This window comes from Kribbella sp. NPDC043289 (assembly GCF_056436705.1).
Map to the genome: position 1 here is coordinate 1,395,190 of NZ_JBWKCB010000001.1, position 13,669 is coordinate 1,408,858.

18 protein-coding genes are annotated in these 13,669 nt (G+C 68.0%); 12 read left to right on the forward strand and 6 right to left on the reverse strand.

Going from position 1 to position 13,669, the window contains the following annotated elements:
• Positions 1–12 precede the first annotated feature (12 nt).
• The 4 genes from AC0662_RS06560 to AC0662_RS06575 are packed head-to-tail and all read right to left on the reverse strand — an operon-like array spanning position 13 to position 2,605.
• The gene (locus AC0662_RS06560; protein WP_452204406.1) at positions 13–459 is read right to left on the reverse strand and encodes a GNAT family N-acetyltransferase; all 447 of its coding nucleotides are present in this window, start codon (positions 457–459) and stop codon (positions 13–15) included.
• Positions 452–1,240: an alpha/beta fold hydrolase gene (locus AC0662_RS06565; RefSeq protein WP_452204407.1), complete on the reverse strand. Its 789-nt coding sequence runs from the start codon at positions 1,238–1,240 to the stop codon at positions 452–454. Before AC0662_RS06565 ends, AC0662_RS06560 begins: the two co-directional genes overlap by 8 nt.
• Positions 1,237–1,656, reverse strand: coding sequence for a VOC family protein (locus AC0662_RS06570; protein ID WP_452204408.1), 420 nt, complete (start codon positions 1,654–1,656; stop codon positions 1,237–1,239). Before AC0662_RS06570 ends, AC0662_RS06565 begins: the two co-directional genes overlap by 4 nt.
• Positions 1,657–1,666: 10 nt before the next feature.
• Positions 1,667–2,605, reverse strand: a complete 939-nt coding sequence (locus tag AC0662_RS06575) for a helix-turn-helix domain-containing protein (protein WP_452204409.1) — start codon at positions 2,603–2,605, stop codon at positions 1,667–1,669.
• A 72-nt stretch (positions 2,606–2,677) separates the two neighbouring features.
• Here AC0662_RS06575 and AC0662_RS06580 point away from each other — a divergent pair, with 72 nt between their 5' ends.
• From AC0662_RS06580 to AC0662_RS06615, 8 genes are all read left to right on the forward strand, one after another.
• A complete protein-coding gene (locus AC0662_RS06580; protein ID WP_452204410.1) occupies positions 2,678–3,655 on the forward strand; it encodes a saccharopine dehydrogenase NADP-binding domain-containing protein in 978 nt (325 codons plus the stop codon).
• Between the two features lie 59 nt (positions 3,656–3,714).
• Complete coding sequence (locus AC0662_RS06585) at positions 3,715–5,289, forward strand: hypothetical protein (RefSeq protein WP_452204411.1); 1,575 nt, start codon at positions 3,715–3,717, stop codon at positions 5,287–5,289.
• Between the two features lie 139 nt (positions 5,290–5,428).
• On the forward strand, positions 5,429–6,193 hold the full coding sequence (locus AC0662_RS06590; RefSeq protein WP_452204412.1) for a hypothetical protein: 765 nt from the start codon (positions 5,429–5,431) through the stop codon (positions 6,191–6,193).
• Positions 6,194–6,250: 57 nt separating this feature from the next.
• Positions 6,251–6,700 (forward strand): helix-turn-helix transcriptional regulator, encoded by a 450-nt coding sequence (locus AC0662_RS06595; protein ID WP_452204413.1) that lies wholly within the window; start codon positions 6,251–6,253, stop codon positions 6,698–6,700.
• Positions 6,701–6,704: 4 nt separating this feature from the next.
• Complete coding sequence (locus tag AC0662_RS06600) at positions 6,705–7,115, forward strand: VOC family protein (RefSeq protein ID WP_452204414.1); 411 nt, start codon at positions 6,705–6,707, stop codon at positions 7,113–7,115.
• A gap of 27 nt (positions 7,116–7,142) precedes the next feature.
• The gene (locus AC0662_RS06605; RefSeq protein ID WP_478298993.1) at positions 7,143–9,503 is read left to right on the forward strand and encodes an ATP-binding cassette domain-containing protein; all 2,361 of its coding nucleotides are present in this window, start codon (positions 7,143–7,145) and stop codon (positions 9,501–9,503) included.
• Positions 9,504–9,621: 118 nt separating this feature from the next.
• Entirely contained in the window at positions 9,622–9,966 is a 345-nt protein-coding gene (locus AC0662_RS06610; protein ID WP_452204416.1) for a VOC family protein, read from the forward strand.
• A 15-nt stretch (positions 9,967–9,981) separates the two neighbouring features.
• Positions 9,982–10,650 (forward strand): HAD family hydrolase, encoded by a 669-nt coding sequence (locus AC0662_RS06615; RefSeq protein ID WP_478298995.1) that lies wholly within the window; start codon positions 9,982–9,984, stop codon positions 10,648–10,650.
• Positions 10,651–10,723: 73 nt separating this feature from the next.
• Here AC0662_RS06615 and AC0662_RS06620 read toward each other — a convergent pair whose 3' ends face one another.
• Positions 10,724–11,134: an Ohr family peroxiredoxin gene (locus tag AC0662_RS06620; RefSeq protein ID WP_452204418.1), complete on the reverse strand. Its 411-nt coding sequence runs from the start codon at positions 11,132–11,134 to the stop codon at positions 10,724–10,726.
• Between the two features lie 144 nt (positions 11,135–11,278).
• Between AC0662_RS06620 and AC0662_RS06625 the strand changes: the two genes are divergently transcribed.
• Positions 11,279–12,079, forward strand: coding sequence for a helix-turn-helix domain-containing protein (locus AC0662_RS06625; RefSeq protein ID WP_478298997.1), 801 nt, complete (start codon positions 11,279–11,281; stop codon positions 12,077–12,079).
• Here AC0662_RS06625 and AC0662_RS06630 read toward each other — a convergent pair.
• Positions 12,070–12,447, reverse strand: coding sequence for a hypothetical protein (locus tag AC0662_RS06630; RefSeq protein ID WP_478298999.1), 378 nt, complete (start codon positions 12,445–12,447; stop codon positions 12,070–12,072). The genes AC0662_RS06625 and AC0662_RS06630 overlap by 10 nt on opposite strands.
• Before the next feature lie 123 nt (positions 12,448–12,570).
• On the opposite strand from AC0662_RS06630, the gene AC0662_RS06635 reads away from it, so the two are divergent.
• The 3 genes from AC0662_RS06635 (at position 12,571) to AC0662_RS06645 (ending at position 13,615) form a co-directional block, all read left to right on the forward strand.
• Positions 12,571–12,744, forward strand: coding sequence for a hypothetical protein (locus AC0662_RS06635; RefSeq protein ID WP_452204421.1), 174 nt, complete (start codon positions 12,571–12,573; stop codon positions 12,742–12,744).
• A 127-nt stretch (positions 12,745–12,871) separates the two neighbouring features.
• The gene (locus tag AC0662_RS06640) at positions 12,872–13,243 is read left to right on the forward strand and encodes a GNAT family N-acetyltransferase (protein ID WP_478300199.1); all 372 of its coding nucleotides are present in this window, start codon (positions 12,872–12,874) and stop codon (positions 13,241–13,243) included.
• A gap of 24 nt (positions 13,244–13,267) precedes the next feature.
• Positions 13,268–13,615 (forward strand): HIT domain-containing protein, encoded by a 348-nt coding sequence (locus AC0662_RS06645; RefSeq protein ID WP_478299001.1) that lies wholly within the window; start codon positions 13,268–13,270, stop codon positions 13,613–13,615.
• Positions 13,616–13,669 lie beyond the last annotated feature (54 nt).

A 13,669-nucleotide genomic window follows, 5' to 3' on the forward strand; every position in this document is an offset into this window, starting at 1 on the left:
AGAACTCACAGGCTAGGCCGGCCGCAGCACGTACGCCTGCTTCTCGTCCGGATCGAACCCACAGCGCCGATAGAACGCATGCGTCGCCGGGGTCTGCGAGCCGGTCATCAACATCACCTTGTAGCACCCGGCATCCCACGCGGCCTGGAGCGTCGCCGCCATCAGCTCCTTCCCGAGCCCGGTCCCACGCCGCTCCGCGTCGACGACAACGTTCTCGATCACGGCGTACGGCGCTCCGCCACGGGTGAGGTTCGGGATCAGGTTCAGGTACGTCGTCGCGACCACCTCGCCCTCGTCCTCGAGCACGTACAGGTGGAGCCCGGGTGTGCCGAGGATGCTCGCGAAGATCGCGTCGGCGTCCGCGTCAGCGAGCTGCGGGTCCTTCGGATGCAGCTGGTCGTAGAGGCGACGGATCGAGGCGAGGTCGGCCGCGCCGGCCTCCCGGACGCGCCTAGGCATCGAGGAAGGCGGTGACGGTGTCCAGGACGAGGTTGGTACGGGCGAGACCGCCGAAGTGGGTGGTGCCGGGGAAGATCGCGAGTTGGGAGGCCGGTACGCCGACGAAGTCGCCGTTCACGTCGCCGCCGCGGAGTTGGTGGAAGCGGATGACGTGGTCGAGCTTGACCGCGTCGGAGTCGCCGTACGTGAGCAGCGTCGGTGCCGCGATGCCGCGGATGTTGTCGTCGGTCCAGCCGGAACCGCCGCGGTCGTAGCCGCCGAGCTTGTCGAGCAGGACCTGGAGGTGCTCGAGGTCCGGGTGCGGCGACTTCGCCAGGTAGTCGCTCTCCATCGGCGTCCCGGCGATCATCTCGACCTTCATCTCGCCGACGGCGGCGTTCTCCTCGCGCTCGCCGGACGTGTTGTACGGGACCGACGAGATGACGGCCTTCCGGACCAGCTCCGGGTGCTTGATCGTCAGGTGGAGCGCGACCGCGCCGCCGACGCTGAACCCGAACAGGTCCACCTGCGAGATACCGAGCTGCTCCAAGAACGCGACCACGTCCGAGGCGAGTGCCGCGGTGCCCAGCGGACGGTCGATGTCGTTCGTGTGCCCGTGCCCCTGGAAGTCGACCGCGATCACCTGCCGACCCTCCGCCAGCCCGTCGAGCAACGGGCCGAACTGCAGGTCGATGTTGAACAAACCCCCGTGCAGCAGGAGGAGCGGCGTACCACCGGACCCGCGGATCTCGTAGTACATCCGCAGTCCGTTGACGTCGGCATATCCGGTTTGCTTGCTCACAGAACCCCCACGAGTAGACAGAACGGATGCCCCGCCGGATCGGCCAGGACATACAGCGGCTCGGACTCTTCCCCGGTCCGGTCGAGCAACACCGTCGCTCCGAGCTCCTCGGCGCGCTGCCGATGGCGTCGCAGTTCGTCGACCGACGGTACGGCGTAGTCAAGATGCATCTGCTTCGGGACGTCGGGCGACGGCCAGGTGGAACGTTTGAGCACCTTGACCTGCTGGATCGCGAGCTGCCGGTTGCCGTCGTCGTCGACGAGGACCAGCCAGTCCGCGTTATCCGTCGTACCGTCGGCCGGCGGCTCGTCTCCGGGGCGGTACCGCAACCCCAACAGCACCCGGTAGAACTCGGCCAGCCCCCGCGCGTCCGTCGTATCCAGCGCGGTGTGCATCCGTCGCGGATAACTCTCCATGCCGGTCACCCTAGCCAGTGCTGCGAAAAGCGCGTCGATAACTGTCGGGCGGCACGCCGACCACGCGCTTGAAGTGGCGGCGCAAGGTGGTCGCCGTACCCAGACCCGCCGCGGCGGCGACTGCCTCGATCCCGTGATCGGTGGCTTCGAGCAACTGCTGGGCGCGCCGCACTCGCTGAATCAGCAGCCATTGGAGTGGCGTCTGACCGGTCACCGCACGGAACTGCCGCCCGAGGTGCCGCGGGCTCGTGTTCGCCCGCCGCGCCAGATCCGTCACCGTCAACGGCTGGTCCAACCGCTCCTCGGCCCACGCGAGCAGCTGCGCGAGCCCGTGATCCCCGCTGACCTGCACCGGCGTCGCCACGAACTGCGCCTGCCCACCGGCCCGATGCGGCGGTACGACGAGACGCCGAGCCACCGTGTTCGCGACCGTCGCCCCGTGATCGAGATGGATCAGATGCAGACACAGATCAATCGCCGCCGCCTTCCCAGCCGCAGTCAGCACCTGCCCGTTGTCCGTGTACAACACATCCGGATCGACGAACGCCTCCGGAAACCGAGCAGCGAGTACGTCGGTATGCGCCCAATGCGTCGTCGCCAGCCGCCCGTCGAGCAACCCGGCGGCGCCCAGCACGAACGCCCCAGTGCACAACGATGCGATCCGAGCACCGGCCTCGGAAGCGGCCCGCACTGCCTCGATCAGCTCACCTGACAGCGGCTCGTCCACGTCCGCGACAGCCGGCACCAGCACGGTATCCGCGCCCGCGATCCACTCCAGCGACTCCGAAGGCTCCACCACGAACGGCCCGACCTGCACGGGCCCCGGTCCACACAGCCGTACGTCGTACCACTCGGCGGCTCCGAGTGGTGGGTTGCCGAAGATCTCGTACGCGATCCCGAGCTCGAAGTGCAGCAGATGGCCGGCGGTCGCCAGCGCGACGGTGTGCATGTCCGAAAGTGTACGGATGGTGTCGTTCCGGACTCTCACGCAATCGGACCGCAGCGGACGAGACTCGGACCTATGAACGCCATCGTGGTCTACGGAGCCACCGGTCACACCGGCCGGTTCGTCGTCGAGGAGCTGCTCCGGCAGGACCTCCCCACCATCGTGTCCGGCCGGAACGCCGCGACCCTCGAACAGCACTGGAGCGACCTCGAGATCCGGCCGGCCGCCGCCGACGACCCGCACGGCCTCGATCTGGCGCTGAAGAACGCCGCGGCCGTGATCAACTGCGCCGGTCCGTTCGCGCTCACCGCCGAACCGCTCATCGAGGCGGCCAACCGCGCGGGGATCCCGTACGTCGATGTCGCGGCCGAGATCGAGACGAACGTGTCCACGCTCGCGAGGAGCAGCGCGACACCGGTCGTCCCGGCGATGGCGTTCTACGGCGGACTCGGCGACCTGCTGACGACGGCGGCCCTGGGGGAGGAGACCAGCGCGCCCGCGGTCCACGTCTCGTACGGACTCAGCAGCTGGCACCCGACGCCCGGGACCCGTGTCGCCGGCCAGGTCTCACACGATCGCCGCAGCGGCCGTCGTGTGCGGTTCGCCGAGGGCAAGCTGCGGTATCACGACGACCCGCCGGTTCAGCAGGACTGGACGTTCCCGGAACCGCTCGGCCGGCGCCGCGTGCTCGCCGAGTTCAGCATGGCCGACATCGTCACCATCCCGAGCCACCTCGCCGTACCCGAGGTGCGCACGTACATGACGCTCGAAGCGGCCGGCGATCTGGCCGACGCGGACACCCCGGCGCCGACGGCCGTCGACGAGCAGGGCCGCTCCGACCAGACGTTCGTGGTGGACGTGCGTATCGGCGACGACGTGCGCGCGACCGCGACCGGTCAGGACATCTATGCGATCTCGGCCCCGCTCGCCGTCGGCGCGGTACGGCGGATCCTCGGCGGGCAGACGCGGTCGTCAGGCGTCGCCTCGGCCGGCGCGATGTTCGACGCGGCCGAGTTCCTCAACGATTTACCACTGGCCCTGGACCTGCCGTAAATCGATTCCCTCGGGGAGAATGGTGGCCTAGCCCACTCTCGCCGGGAGGCCGCCCCGCCATGACCGACTTCCGCCCGTCCCGCCGTGACGTCCTCCGCCTGACAGCCGTCGGCGCCGTTGCCGCGGGCGGGCTGACCGCAATCCCGGCGTACGCCGACGGGATCGACTACACCGCCCGCCAGACCTTCGACGACTGGGACCGCCTCTTCCAGCAAGGCGGCCCCGGTCAACCCGACCAGCCGAACGACAACACCAATCGCGACGGCCGCTCCGGGATGCTCGCCTGGAGCCAGTCGTACGTGCTGCTCGGCCTGGTCCGGATGTACGAGAAGTACCGCGACACCTATTACCTGGACCGCCTCGTCGACAACATCGACCAGGTGCTCTCGGTCCGGGACAGCGTCCGCGGGGTGCAGGACTACCGCGGTCTCTCGCAACCCGCCTGGCGCGCCGACCACCCGTATACCACCGGCTACGCAACCCTTGCCGACAGCAACGGCCAGCCGCTGCTCGACCTGCGCGAAGCCCTGTCGTACGCCGAGGACACAACGGTCACCGTCAGCACCGGGTCCCGTCCGGACACTTTCACGGTCAAGCTCGTCAACACCTTCGTGAACCGCACGGTCACGCTGACAGACCTGTCCCTCGACCCGGCCAGTCCCGATTACGCCGTCACTCGGATCTACACGGCCGCCCCCGGACCGCTCCAGCTCACCGCCATCGACAGGCGGCCGACGCCGCGCGCAGGCGACGTACCCCGGCTTGGCACGTATGAAGTGCATTGCGAGCCGGTGATCTTCGCCGTGCACACCGGCATGATCACGTACCCGATCGCGAGCTTCGTGCGGATCGTCCTCGGCTCGCCCGTCCTGCGGCGGCGGTATCAGGCGAAGGCGGCCGAGTACCTGACCGCCTGCCGCGAGGCGGTCGCCGTGCACGACTGGGAGTACCGCGACGGCGGTTACCTGATTTGGCCGAAAGGCCAGCCGCTCGCGTACGACGGGTGCGAGCAACCCATCAACCAGTCGGTCGGCCTCGGTCAGACTCTCGTCGAGCTCGCACTGATCACGGGCGACCGCGGATACCGGGCGAAGGTCGCGGCGATGGGGCGGATGCTCGCGAGCCAGCTCGTGACCGACGCCGGCGACGCGTACCAATGGCACTACTGGCCGATGGGCGGGCACATCTACGAAGGGTTCGCGAAGAGCGGCGACCCGGCGACCGACCTGTCGATCTTCACGCCGTCCGGAGGGCCGGCCCGTCAGTTCGAGGACATCAGCCACGGAGCGATCGACGTCGAGTTCGCCGTACGGGCGTTCCGCGCGAAGCTGGCGTTCACGGGGCGGGACATGGCTCGGATCGCCAGGACGTTCACGCAGAACGTCGCCACCACGGACGCCGCCGGACTGCCCGCCGTACACACCACCGTCGCCGGCGGTGCGATCGGCGCGGCCTCGGTCGCGCACCAGGCGCCACGGTGGATGCAGGCGAGCCCGTGGGATCCGCAGGTCCACGCGCACTGTCTCGCGCTGTACAACCGCTACCAACCAACTCCCGAACGCGATGGCCAACAAGCCATCGGCTTCGGCTGGCTCCTCGCCAATGTCGCGTACCTGAACTGGGGAGCTCGATGACCACGGCGTACCTGATGACGTCCAGCCTGAACGCGTTCGTCGTGGGACCGGACGACGATTGGGACTGGCGGCGGCCGGTCGCTGACCCGCTGGCGTGACATCTTGTCGTCGCCGATCCGGAACCAGCTGAAGGGCGCCGATGTCTCAGTCGCACGTCGAACCAGGTAACTACCGCAACCCCTCGGACGACGCCTGGTGGCGCAAGGCGCTGGACGCCACCGCTGCGACCATGCAGCTGCGTGCCTTCGAGCAGAACGGCAGCGAGGTGCCCTGGTCGGACGCGGCGATCAACGCGAGCGCCGCGGCCAGCATGGGATGGCGGCAGAGCGAACGCTGGGCCGACCTCCCGAAGGGCCCGCTGGGCAACCTCGCCGACGGGTTCGCGGCACGGCTCGCGGAGGAGTACATCCGCGACGACAACGTCGGCACCCACATCGACAGCACGCCCTTCCTGCCGAACGTGCGCGCGCAGATGGCCCGCGGCGATGTCGACCGAACCCTCGAGACGGCCGCCTCCTCGATCGTGACGTCCGCCGATCCCGGTACGAACGGGGAGCGGTGGAACAAACCCGATCCGGAGAAGGTCGCCGACGTCCGGAACGCGATGAGTGAGGCGCTGCTCCAGGGCCGGTACGGGAACCCGCCCGCGGTCGGCGACCAGGACCAGGACTTCGCCTACCGCCTGGGGTACGCCACGGCCGACGCCGGCGTCAAGGCGGTGAACGAGTCCCTCGCGACCGGCCACGACAGTGAGCTCGCCCGAAGCGTTCAGCACACCCTCGGCGCCCAGCCCGCACCGCGAGTGACCGCTACAGCCGAGCGCACCGACGGCGCAGCCAGCCGCCCGACGAGCGGGGGTCCGGCGGCGGCGGTGAAGGCGAGCGGTACGGGTCCTCGGAGCTGACCGGCTCGTCGCCGCCTCTCGGTGACTTCCTTGCGTTGACGTGGCACGATTCCGGAGATGGGGAACAGTACGACGCAGGCGCAGCGCCTCGAGGACCTGGCGCGGCTGCGGCGTGTGAAGGACCGGATCGACCGGGAGTACGCGCAGCCGCTCGACGTCGATGCGCTCGCCCGCGGCGCGCACATGTCGTCGGGGCACTTGAGCCGTGAGTTCAAGCGCGCTTACGGAGAGTCGCCGTACGGTTATCTGATGACGCGGCGGATCGAGCGCGCCATGATGCTGCTGCGGCGCGGCGGGATGAGCGTCACCGACGTCTGCTTCGCGGTCGGCTGCCAGTCGCTCGGGACCTTCAGTACCCGGTTCACCGAGCTGGTCGGGATGCCGCCGAGCCAGTACAAGGAGCACGCGGCGGACGCGACCGTCGGCATCCCGTCGTGTGTCGCGAAACAGGTCACGCGACCGATCAGGAATCGAGAAGCATCTCCGGGCCCCGGACACGTAGCGTGACCCCATGAGCCTGAAGATTCTGAACACTTTCCTGCCGCACACCGATCCCGAAGAGTCCCTGAAGTTCTACCGCGACCTGCTCGGCTTCGAGGTCCGGATGGACGTCGGGTACGAGGGCATGCGCTGGATCACGGTCGGCCCGCCCGGCCAGCCGGACACCTCGATCGTGCTCACCCCGCCGGCCGTCGACCCCGGCCTCACCGAGGACGAGCGACGGGTCATCCTCGAGATGATGGCCAAGGGGACGTACGCGACCGTGGTGCTCCAGACCGACGACCTCGACGGCCTGTTCGAGCGCCTCCAGGCCACCGACGCCGAGGTGATCCAGGAACCGGTGGACCAGCCGTACGGCATCCGCGACTGCGCCTTCCGCGACCCGGCCGGCAACCACGTCCGGATCAACCAGGCCCCCTGACCCACGACACCTGGAGAAGACAGAGACATGAGCTCCGACGAGCATGTTGCCGACAGCCACGACATGATCCGGGTCACCGGCGCGCGGGTGAACAACCTGAAGGACGTCAGTGTCGAGATCCCGAAACGCCGGCTGACCGCGTTCACCGGGGTCTCCGGTTCGGGCAAGAGCTCGCTGGTGTTCGGCACCATCGCGGCGGAGTCGCAGCGGCTGATCAACGAGACGTACAGCGCGTTCGTCCAGGGCTTCATGCCGAACCTGGCCCGCCCCGAGGTCGACGTACTCGACGGTCTGACCACCGCGATCATCGTCGACCAGGAGCGGATGGGCGCCAACCCGCGGTCCACCGTCGGTACGGCGACCGACGCGAACGCGATGCTCCGGATCCTGTTCAGCCGGGTCGCGAAACCGCACATCGGCCCGCCGACGGCGTACTCCTTCAACGTCCCGAAGCGGACCGCGACCGGTTCGATGACCGCCGACAAGGGTGCGGGCGAGAAGAAGGTCGTCCGCGAACAGGTGTACGCCGGCGGCATGTGCCCGCGCTGCGAGGGCATGGGCGCGGTCACCGACTTCGACCTGACCGCACTGTACGACGCCGAGAAGTCGCTGAACGAGGGCGCGCTGACGATCCCCGGCTACAGCATGGACGGCTGGTACGGGCGGATCTTCCGCGGCGCCGGGTACTTCAACCCGGACAAGCCGATCAAGAAGTACACCAAGAAGGAACTGCACGACCTGCTCTACCGGGAGCCGACCAAGATCAAGGTCGAGGGCATCAACCTCACCTACACCGGCATCATCCCGTCGATCCAGCGGTCGTTCCTGTCCAAGGACGTGGACGCGATGCAGCCGCACATCCGCGCCTTCGTCGAGCGGGCGGTGACGTTCACGACCTGCCCGGACTGCGGCGGTACGCGGCTCGGCGCGGAAGCCCGGTCGTCGAAGATCAACGGCAAGAACATCGCGGACCTGACCGCGATGCAGATCACCGACCTGGCCGACTGGGTCCGCGCCCTCAAGGAGCCGGCGGTCGCGCCGCTGCTGAAGGCGCTGGGCGAGGCACTCGACTCGTTCGTCGACATCGGCCTCGGGTACCTGTCGCTGGATCGGCCCGCGGGCACGCTGTCCGGCGGTGAGGCGCAGCGGACCAAGATGATCCGCCACCTCGGGTCCTCGCTGACCGACGTGACGTACGTGTTCGACGAGCCGACGATCGGCCTGCACCCACACGACATCCAGCGGATGAACGAGCTGCTCCTGCAGCTGCGCGACAAGGGCAACACGGTCCTGGTCGTGGAGCACAAGCCGGAGACGATCGCGATCGCCGACCACGTCATCGACCTCGGTCCGGGCGCCGGATCCGGTGGCGGCCAGGTGGTGTTCGAGGGCACGCTCGACAAGCTGCGCTCCAGCGGGACGCTCACCGGCCGGCACTTGGACGACCGCGCGTCGCTGAAGCCGGCGGTGCGATGCGCGACGGGTGCGCTGGAGGTGCGCGGGGCTTCGACGAACAACCTGCAGAACGTGAATGTCGACGTACCGCTCGGTGTGCTGGTGGTGATGACCGGCGTCGCCGGGTCCGGGAAGAGCTCGCTGGTCCAGGGTTCGATCGCCGATCGCGAAGGCGTCGTGGCGATCGACCAGGGCGCGATCCGCGGTTCGCGGCGGAGCAACCCCGCGACGTACACCGGTCTGCTGGACCCGATCCGGAAGGCGTTCGCGAAGGCGAACGGGGTGAAGCCGGCGCTGTTCAGCGCGAACTCCGAAGGCGCCTGCCCGGCGTGCAAGGGCGCGGGCGTGATCTACACCGAGCTCGGGGTGATGGCGACCGTCGAGTCCCCGTGCGAGGAGTGCGAGGGCAAGCGGTTCCAGGCCGCCGTACTCGAGTACACCTTCGGCGGGAAGGACATCGCCGAGGTACTGGCGATGCCGGTGTCGGAGGCGTTGGAGTACTTCGCCGACGGTGACGCGCGGACGCCCGCGGCGGAGAAGATCCTGGAGCGGCTCGCCGACGTCGGCCTCGGATACCTGTCGCTCGGTCAGCCGCTGACGACGCTGTCCGGCGGTGAGCGGCAGCGGCTGAAGCTGGCCACCCGGATGGGGGACAAGGGCGGGATCTACGTCCTCGACGAGCCCACCACCGGTCTGCACCTCGCCGACGTCGAACAGCTGCTCGGGCTGCTGGACCGGCTCGTCGACGCCGGCAAGTCGGTGATCGTGATCGAGCACCACCAGGCCGTGATGGCGCATGCCGACTGGATCATCGACCTCGGCCCCGGCGCCGGCCACGACGGCGGCAAGGTGGTCTTCGAGGGCACTCCAGCGGACCTGATCAAGAAGCCGAAGACGCTGACCGGGAAGCATCTGAAGGAGTACGTCGCCTGACCTCTCGACCTCAGCCGGGGAACCGGTCAGGAATCGAGAAGCACCGGGTGGGGGTGGCGAAATAGCGTTGTAGTCAGTAAACGTCAGGGGCTGCGGCCCACGAACCAGGAGTGACGAAATGACTACCACGCAAGGCGCCAGGACGATCCTGCACCCGGTCACCGACCTCGAGAAGGCCAAGCCCGTCTACACCGCGCTGCTCGGTGTCGAGCCGATGGCCGACTCGCCGTACTACGTCGGCTACGACGCCGAGGGCCAGCAGATCGGCCTGGTGCCGAACAGCGACATGACCTCGCCGACCGCGTACTGGCACGTGACCGACATCGAGGCCAAGATCAAGGACATCACTGCGGCCGGCGGCGCCCTCAAGGACGCACCGAAGGACGTCGGCGGGGGCCGTCTGGTCGCCACACTGACCGACCCCGACGGCAACGTCCTCGGCATTCTCCAAGACCCGTCCTGAGAAGGGCCCCACTACATGTGCAACGCCCCGCTGCAGGTCCGCGCCGCCCTGTACGGCGTACCCCGACCGGACAGCACCATTCAGCACGTGCTGTTCGACGCGGACGGCGTTCTGCAGGAGATTCCTGGTGGCTGGTACGCGGCCATGGAGCCGTATCTCGGCGATCGGGCCCGGGACTTCCTGCACGAGACCTGGAAAGACGAGCTGCCGATGCTCGCCGGGCAGGGTGACTATCTGCCGGTGCTCGCCACGACGCTGCGCAAGTACGGCGTGGCGGCACCGGTGGCCGAGGTGTACGACGCGGTGTGGAAGAACATCGTGCTGATCGAGGAGTCCCTCGCGGCGGTCCGGGCGCTACGGCGCAACGGGTACGGCGTACACCTCGGGACCAACCAGGAGAGCTACCGCGGCGCGCACATGCGGACGGCGCTCGGGTACGACGACCTGTTCGACGTCAGCTGCTACTCGTACGACCTGGGTGTCGCAAAACCGGACCCCGAGTTCTTTACCCGCGCCGCCGACCGCATCGGCGCCGACCCGTCCACGATCCTCTTCATCGACGACAACGCGAAGAACGTCGACGCCGCCCGAACCGCCGGCCTCCCCGCCGAACAATGGACCTTCACCGAAGGCCACGCCACCATCCAAACCCTCCTCACCAAACACAAGATCACGGCGGCCTAGGCAACAGCGTCACTCGACGACTACCTCGACACCCTTCTCACCAAACACACGAGGTCAGGGCCGCGTAGGCCGGTCACTCGACGACGACCTCAAGCGGGATGTTTCCTTGGACGGCGCGGGAGTACGGGCAGGTGTTGTGGGCGGCTTCGAGGAGCTTGTCGCCCGCTTCACCGCGGAGGTGCTCGGGGAGTTCGATCCGCAGTACGGCAGCCAGTCCGAACCTCCCGTCGGCGGGGACGAGACTGACCTCTGCGGTGACGGCGACGTCGCTGGCGTCGAGGTTCCGGAGTTGCGCGAGCCGATCGAGTGTGGTCGAGAAACAGGCGGCCCAGCCGGCGGCGAACAACTGCTCCGGGTTCAGCCCGTCGCCGTCACCGCCCATCTCCTTCGGGAACGCGAGCTTGATGTCGAGCTGCCCGTCGGCGGTGACAGCGCGGGCCTCGCGCCCGGACGACGTCGCGACAGCCGTGTACGTCGGATTCATGGTGGTGCCCCCTCGGTGGATCGGGATGATCTTCGTCAACGATCCGTGGCGCCGGGGGAGCGGTTCAATTACCTCCTTGGTGCAGTCCATCGCGTTACCTCGTGGGTAATCGTGGAGTGTCCGAGGCGCGCCGTACCCTGGCTTATGACCGTTTTGGAGGAGCCGCAGACAGTCGGCGAACTGCTGCGGTTCTGGCGCATGCACCGACGGCTGAGCCAACTCGACCTGGCTGTCGAGGCCGAGGTGTCGACGAAACATCTGTCCTTCGTGGAGACCGGGCGCGCACAGCCCAGCCGGCAACTGCTCGTCCACTTGGCAAACCATCTGGACCTGCCGATGGCCGAGCGGAACCGGCTGCTGCTGACCGGCGGATTCGCTCCGCTGTACCTCGACGAGCCGTACGACTCCGACGCGATGCTCCCGCTGCGCGACTCACTCCGCGACCTGCTCGACGCGCACATGCCGAACCCGGCGCTGATCGTCGACGGCCTGTGGAACCTCATCGACGCCAACGCCGCCGCCGAACTCCTCTGGGCCGGCGTCGATCCCGAACTCCTGAAACCGCCGATGAACATGCTCCGCCTGTCGGTCCACCCCGGCGGCCTCCCCAGCATTTCGTCGATGACCGCGGCCTGCAGCCTCCCGCTCATCCACCAACTCAAACGCCGCAGCCGCGACACCCCCGACGAGGCCCTGCTCGAGCTCCTCGACGAGGTCGAGACCTACCTCCCCGCCAAGCTCCCCACCGCCCCCGCCCAGCAGCCAATGGTCACCCTCGACCTGAACACCCGCCTAGGCCCCGTCCGCCTCTTCACCCTCATCGCCACCATCGGCGCCCCCTTAGAAGTCAACGCCGCCGGCCTAGCCATAGAAACCTTCCTCCCCGCCAACCCAAGCAGCGCCAAGCTCCTCCAAGCCCTCGCCGACCAACCCGCTCAGGTGTAAGACGGTTCCGCTTCCTCCGCGTCCTCGCTGAACCGTCCGCGAGCAGCCATCACCGCGAACGCCTCCCGAGCAACCACCGCGATCCGCGTCGGCCATCCAGACTCGATGATCTCGTCGACCTGCTCCAGCCCCTCCGTCGCCGCAAGCGCCTCGTTCACCACCGCCACCACCCGCCCGACCTGCTCGAACTCCTCAGCCGTGTACGTCGACAACGCGCGCGGCGGCTCGTCCACCCAGTCGAAGAACAGGTTGAAGTAGTCACCCACCCCAACCAGCAACACACCGCCATCCCCGTCAGCCAGGATCTCGAGCACCTCAATCACCCGATTACGAACCCGCTGTTCGACGACCCGCCCGGACACACCCATCCCGCCAGCATCGCAGCACGCGTCGTACGACGGCCACGAATTTGCTGCGCGCGTACGGCGAGCCTGGTCGACTGCGACGTCGGCGGCGCGACGGCAATCGGCTGGGAAACAAGTGGTCGCTGGATGGCATCTTTGTTCCCCACCGCGTCACCGATCTGGACGTCGCCGAACGGTGCGGCGGTTGGTTCGTGGATCGACCTCGGCTGCGTTACGGCGTACATCGGCGGCTGGGAGAAGCGCGCCGGCGGCCGCCCGGTGGGCATCGAGCTCTGGAAGGCCACGCTGGAAACCCGATAGCCCGGCCGTCGCGTCCTGCGAAAGACTCACCGCATGGACATCTGCCTCGCAGATCAAGCGGACCTGCCTCAGCTGACCCCGTCTGCTCTGGCTGAACGCGACCCCGGACCAGCGAGCCAACCAAACGATCGAGGCGTTCGAGGCCGACCTTGCCGCGTGGTGGACCGACCACGCCAACACTCACCTCGCCTTCATCGCCCGCCCGACCGAAGCAGACGGCACCGACCTCGTCGGTATGGCGTGGCTCGCGCTGGTTCCACGCCCGCCAAGACCTGACGCACTCGATCGCCGCTCGGCCGATATCCAGAGCGTCTTCGTCGTACCGGAACACCGTGGCAAAGGCATCGGCTCAGCCCTCGTACAAACCGCCTCGGATCACGCGCTCCACACCGGCGCAAGCCGAGTCACCGTCCACTCCGGCCGCAAGGCCGTCCCCGTCTACGAACGCCTCGGCTTCACGTCATCCCCCCAACTCCTACAACACGAGCCAAACCTCTAACCGCCGTACCGAGAGGTGACTGACATGACTGAAGCGCCGTACGTCGGTAGTGACTTCTACTGCGATGTCGCGCTCGTTGACCCGGCTCGGCTGGGGGTTGTGTACGAGGATGAACGGGTGCTCGCGTTTCATCACACGCGCCCGTATTGGAACCTGCATATCGTCGTTATCCCGAAGCGCCACATCGGGTCGTTGACCACCGCCACGGCCGCGGACGAGCAAGACATCCGAGCGCTGCTGCAGGCGGTGCAATCAATCGCGCGCGATGTCGAGATCGAACACGGCGCCGCCGCGGTGCTGACCAACCTCGGCGAGTACCAGGACTCCAAACACCTCCACGTCCACGTCCACAGCGGAGGGCTCACCAACTAGCCCGAACTTCAGCGGCGCGACGGCCGTCGTACGGGCGAAGCTCGGACCTGCGGG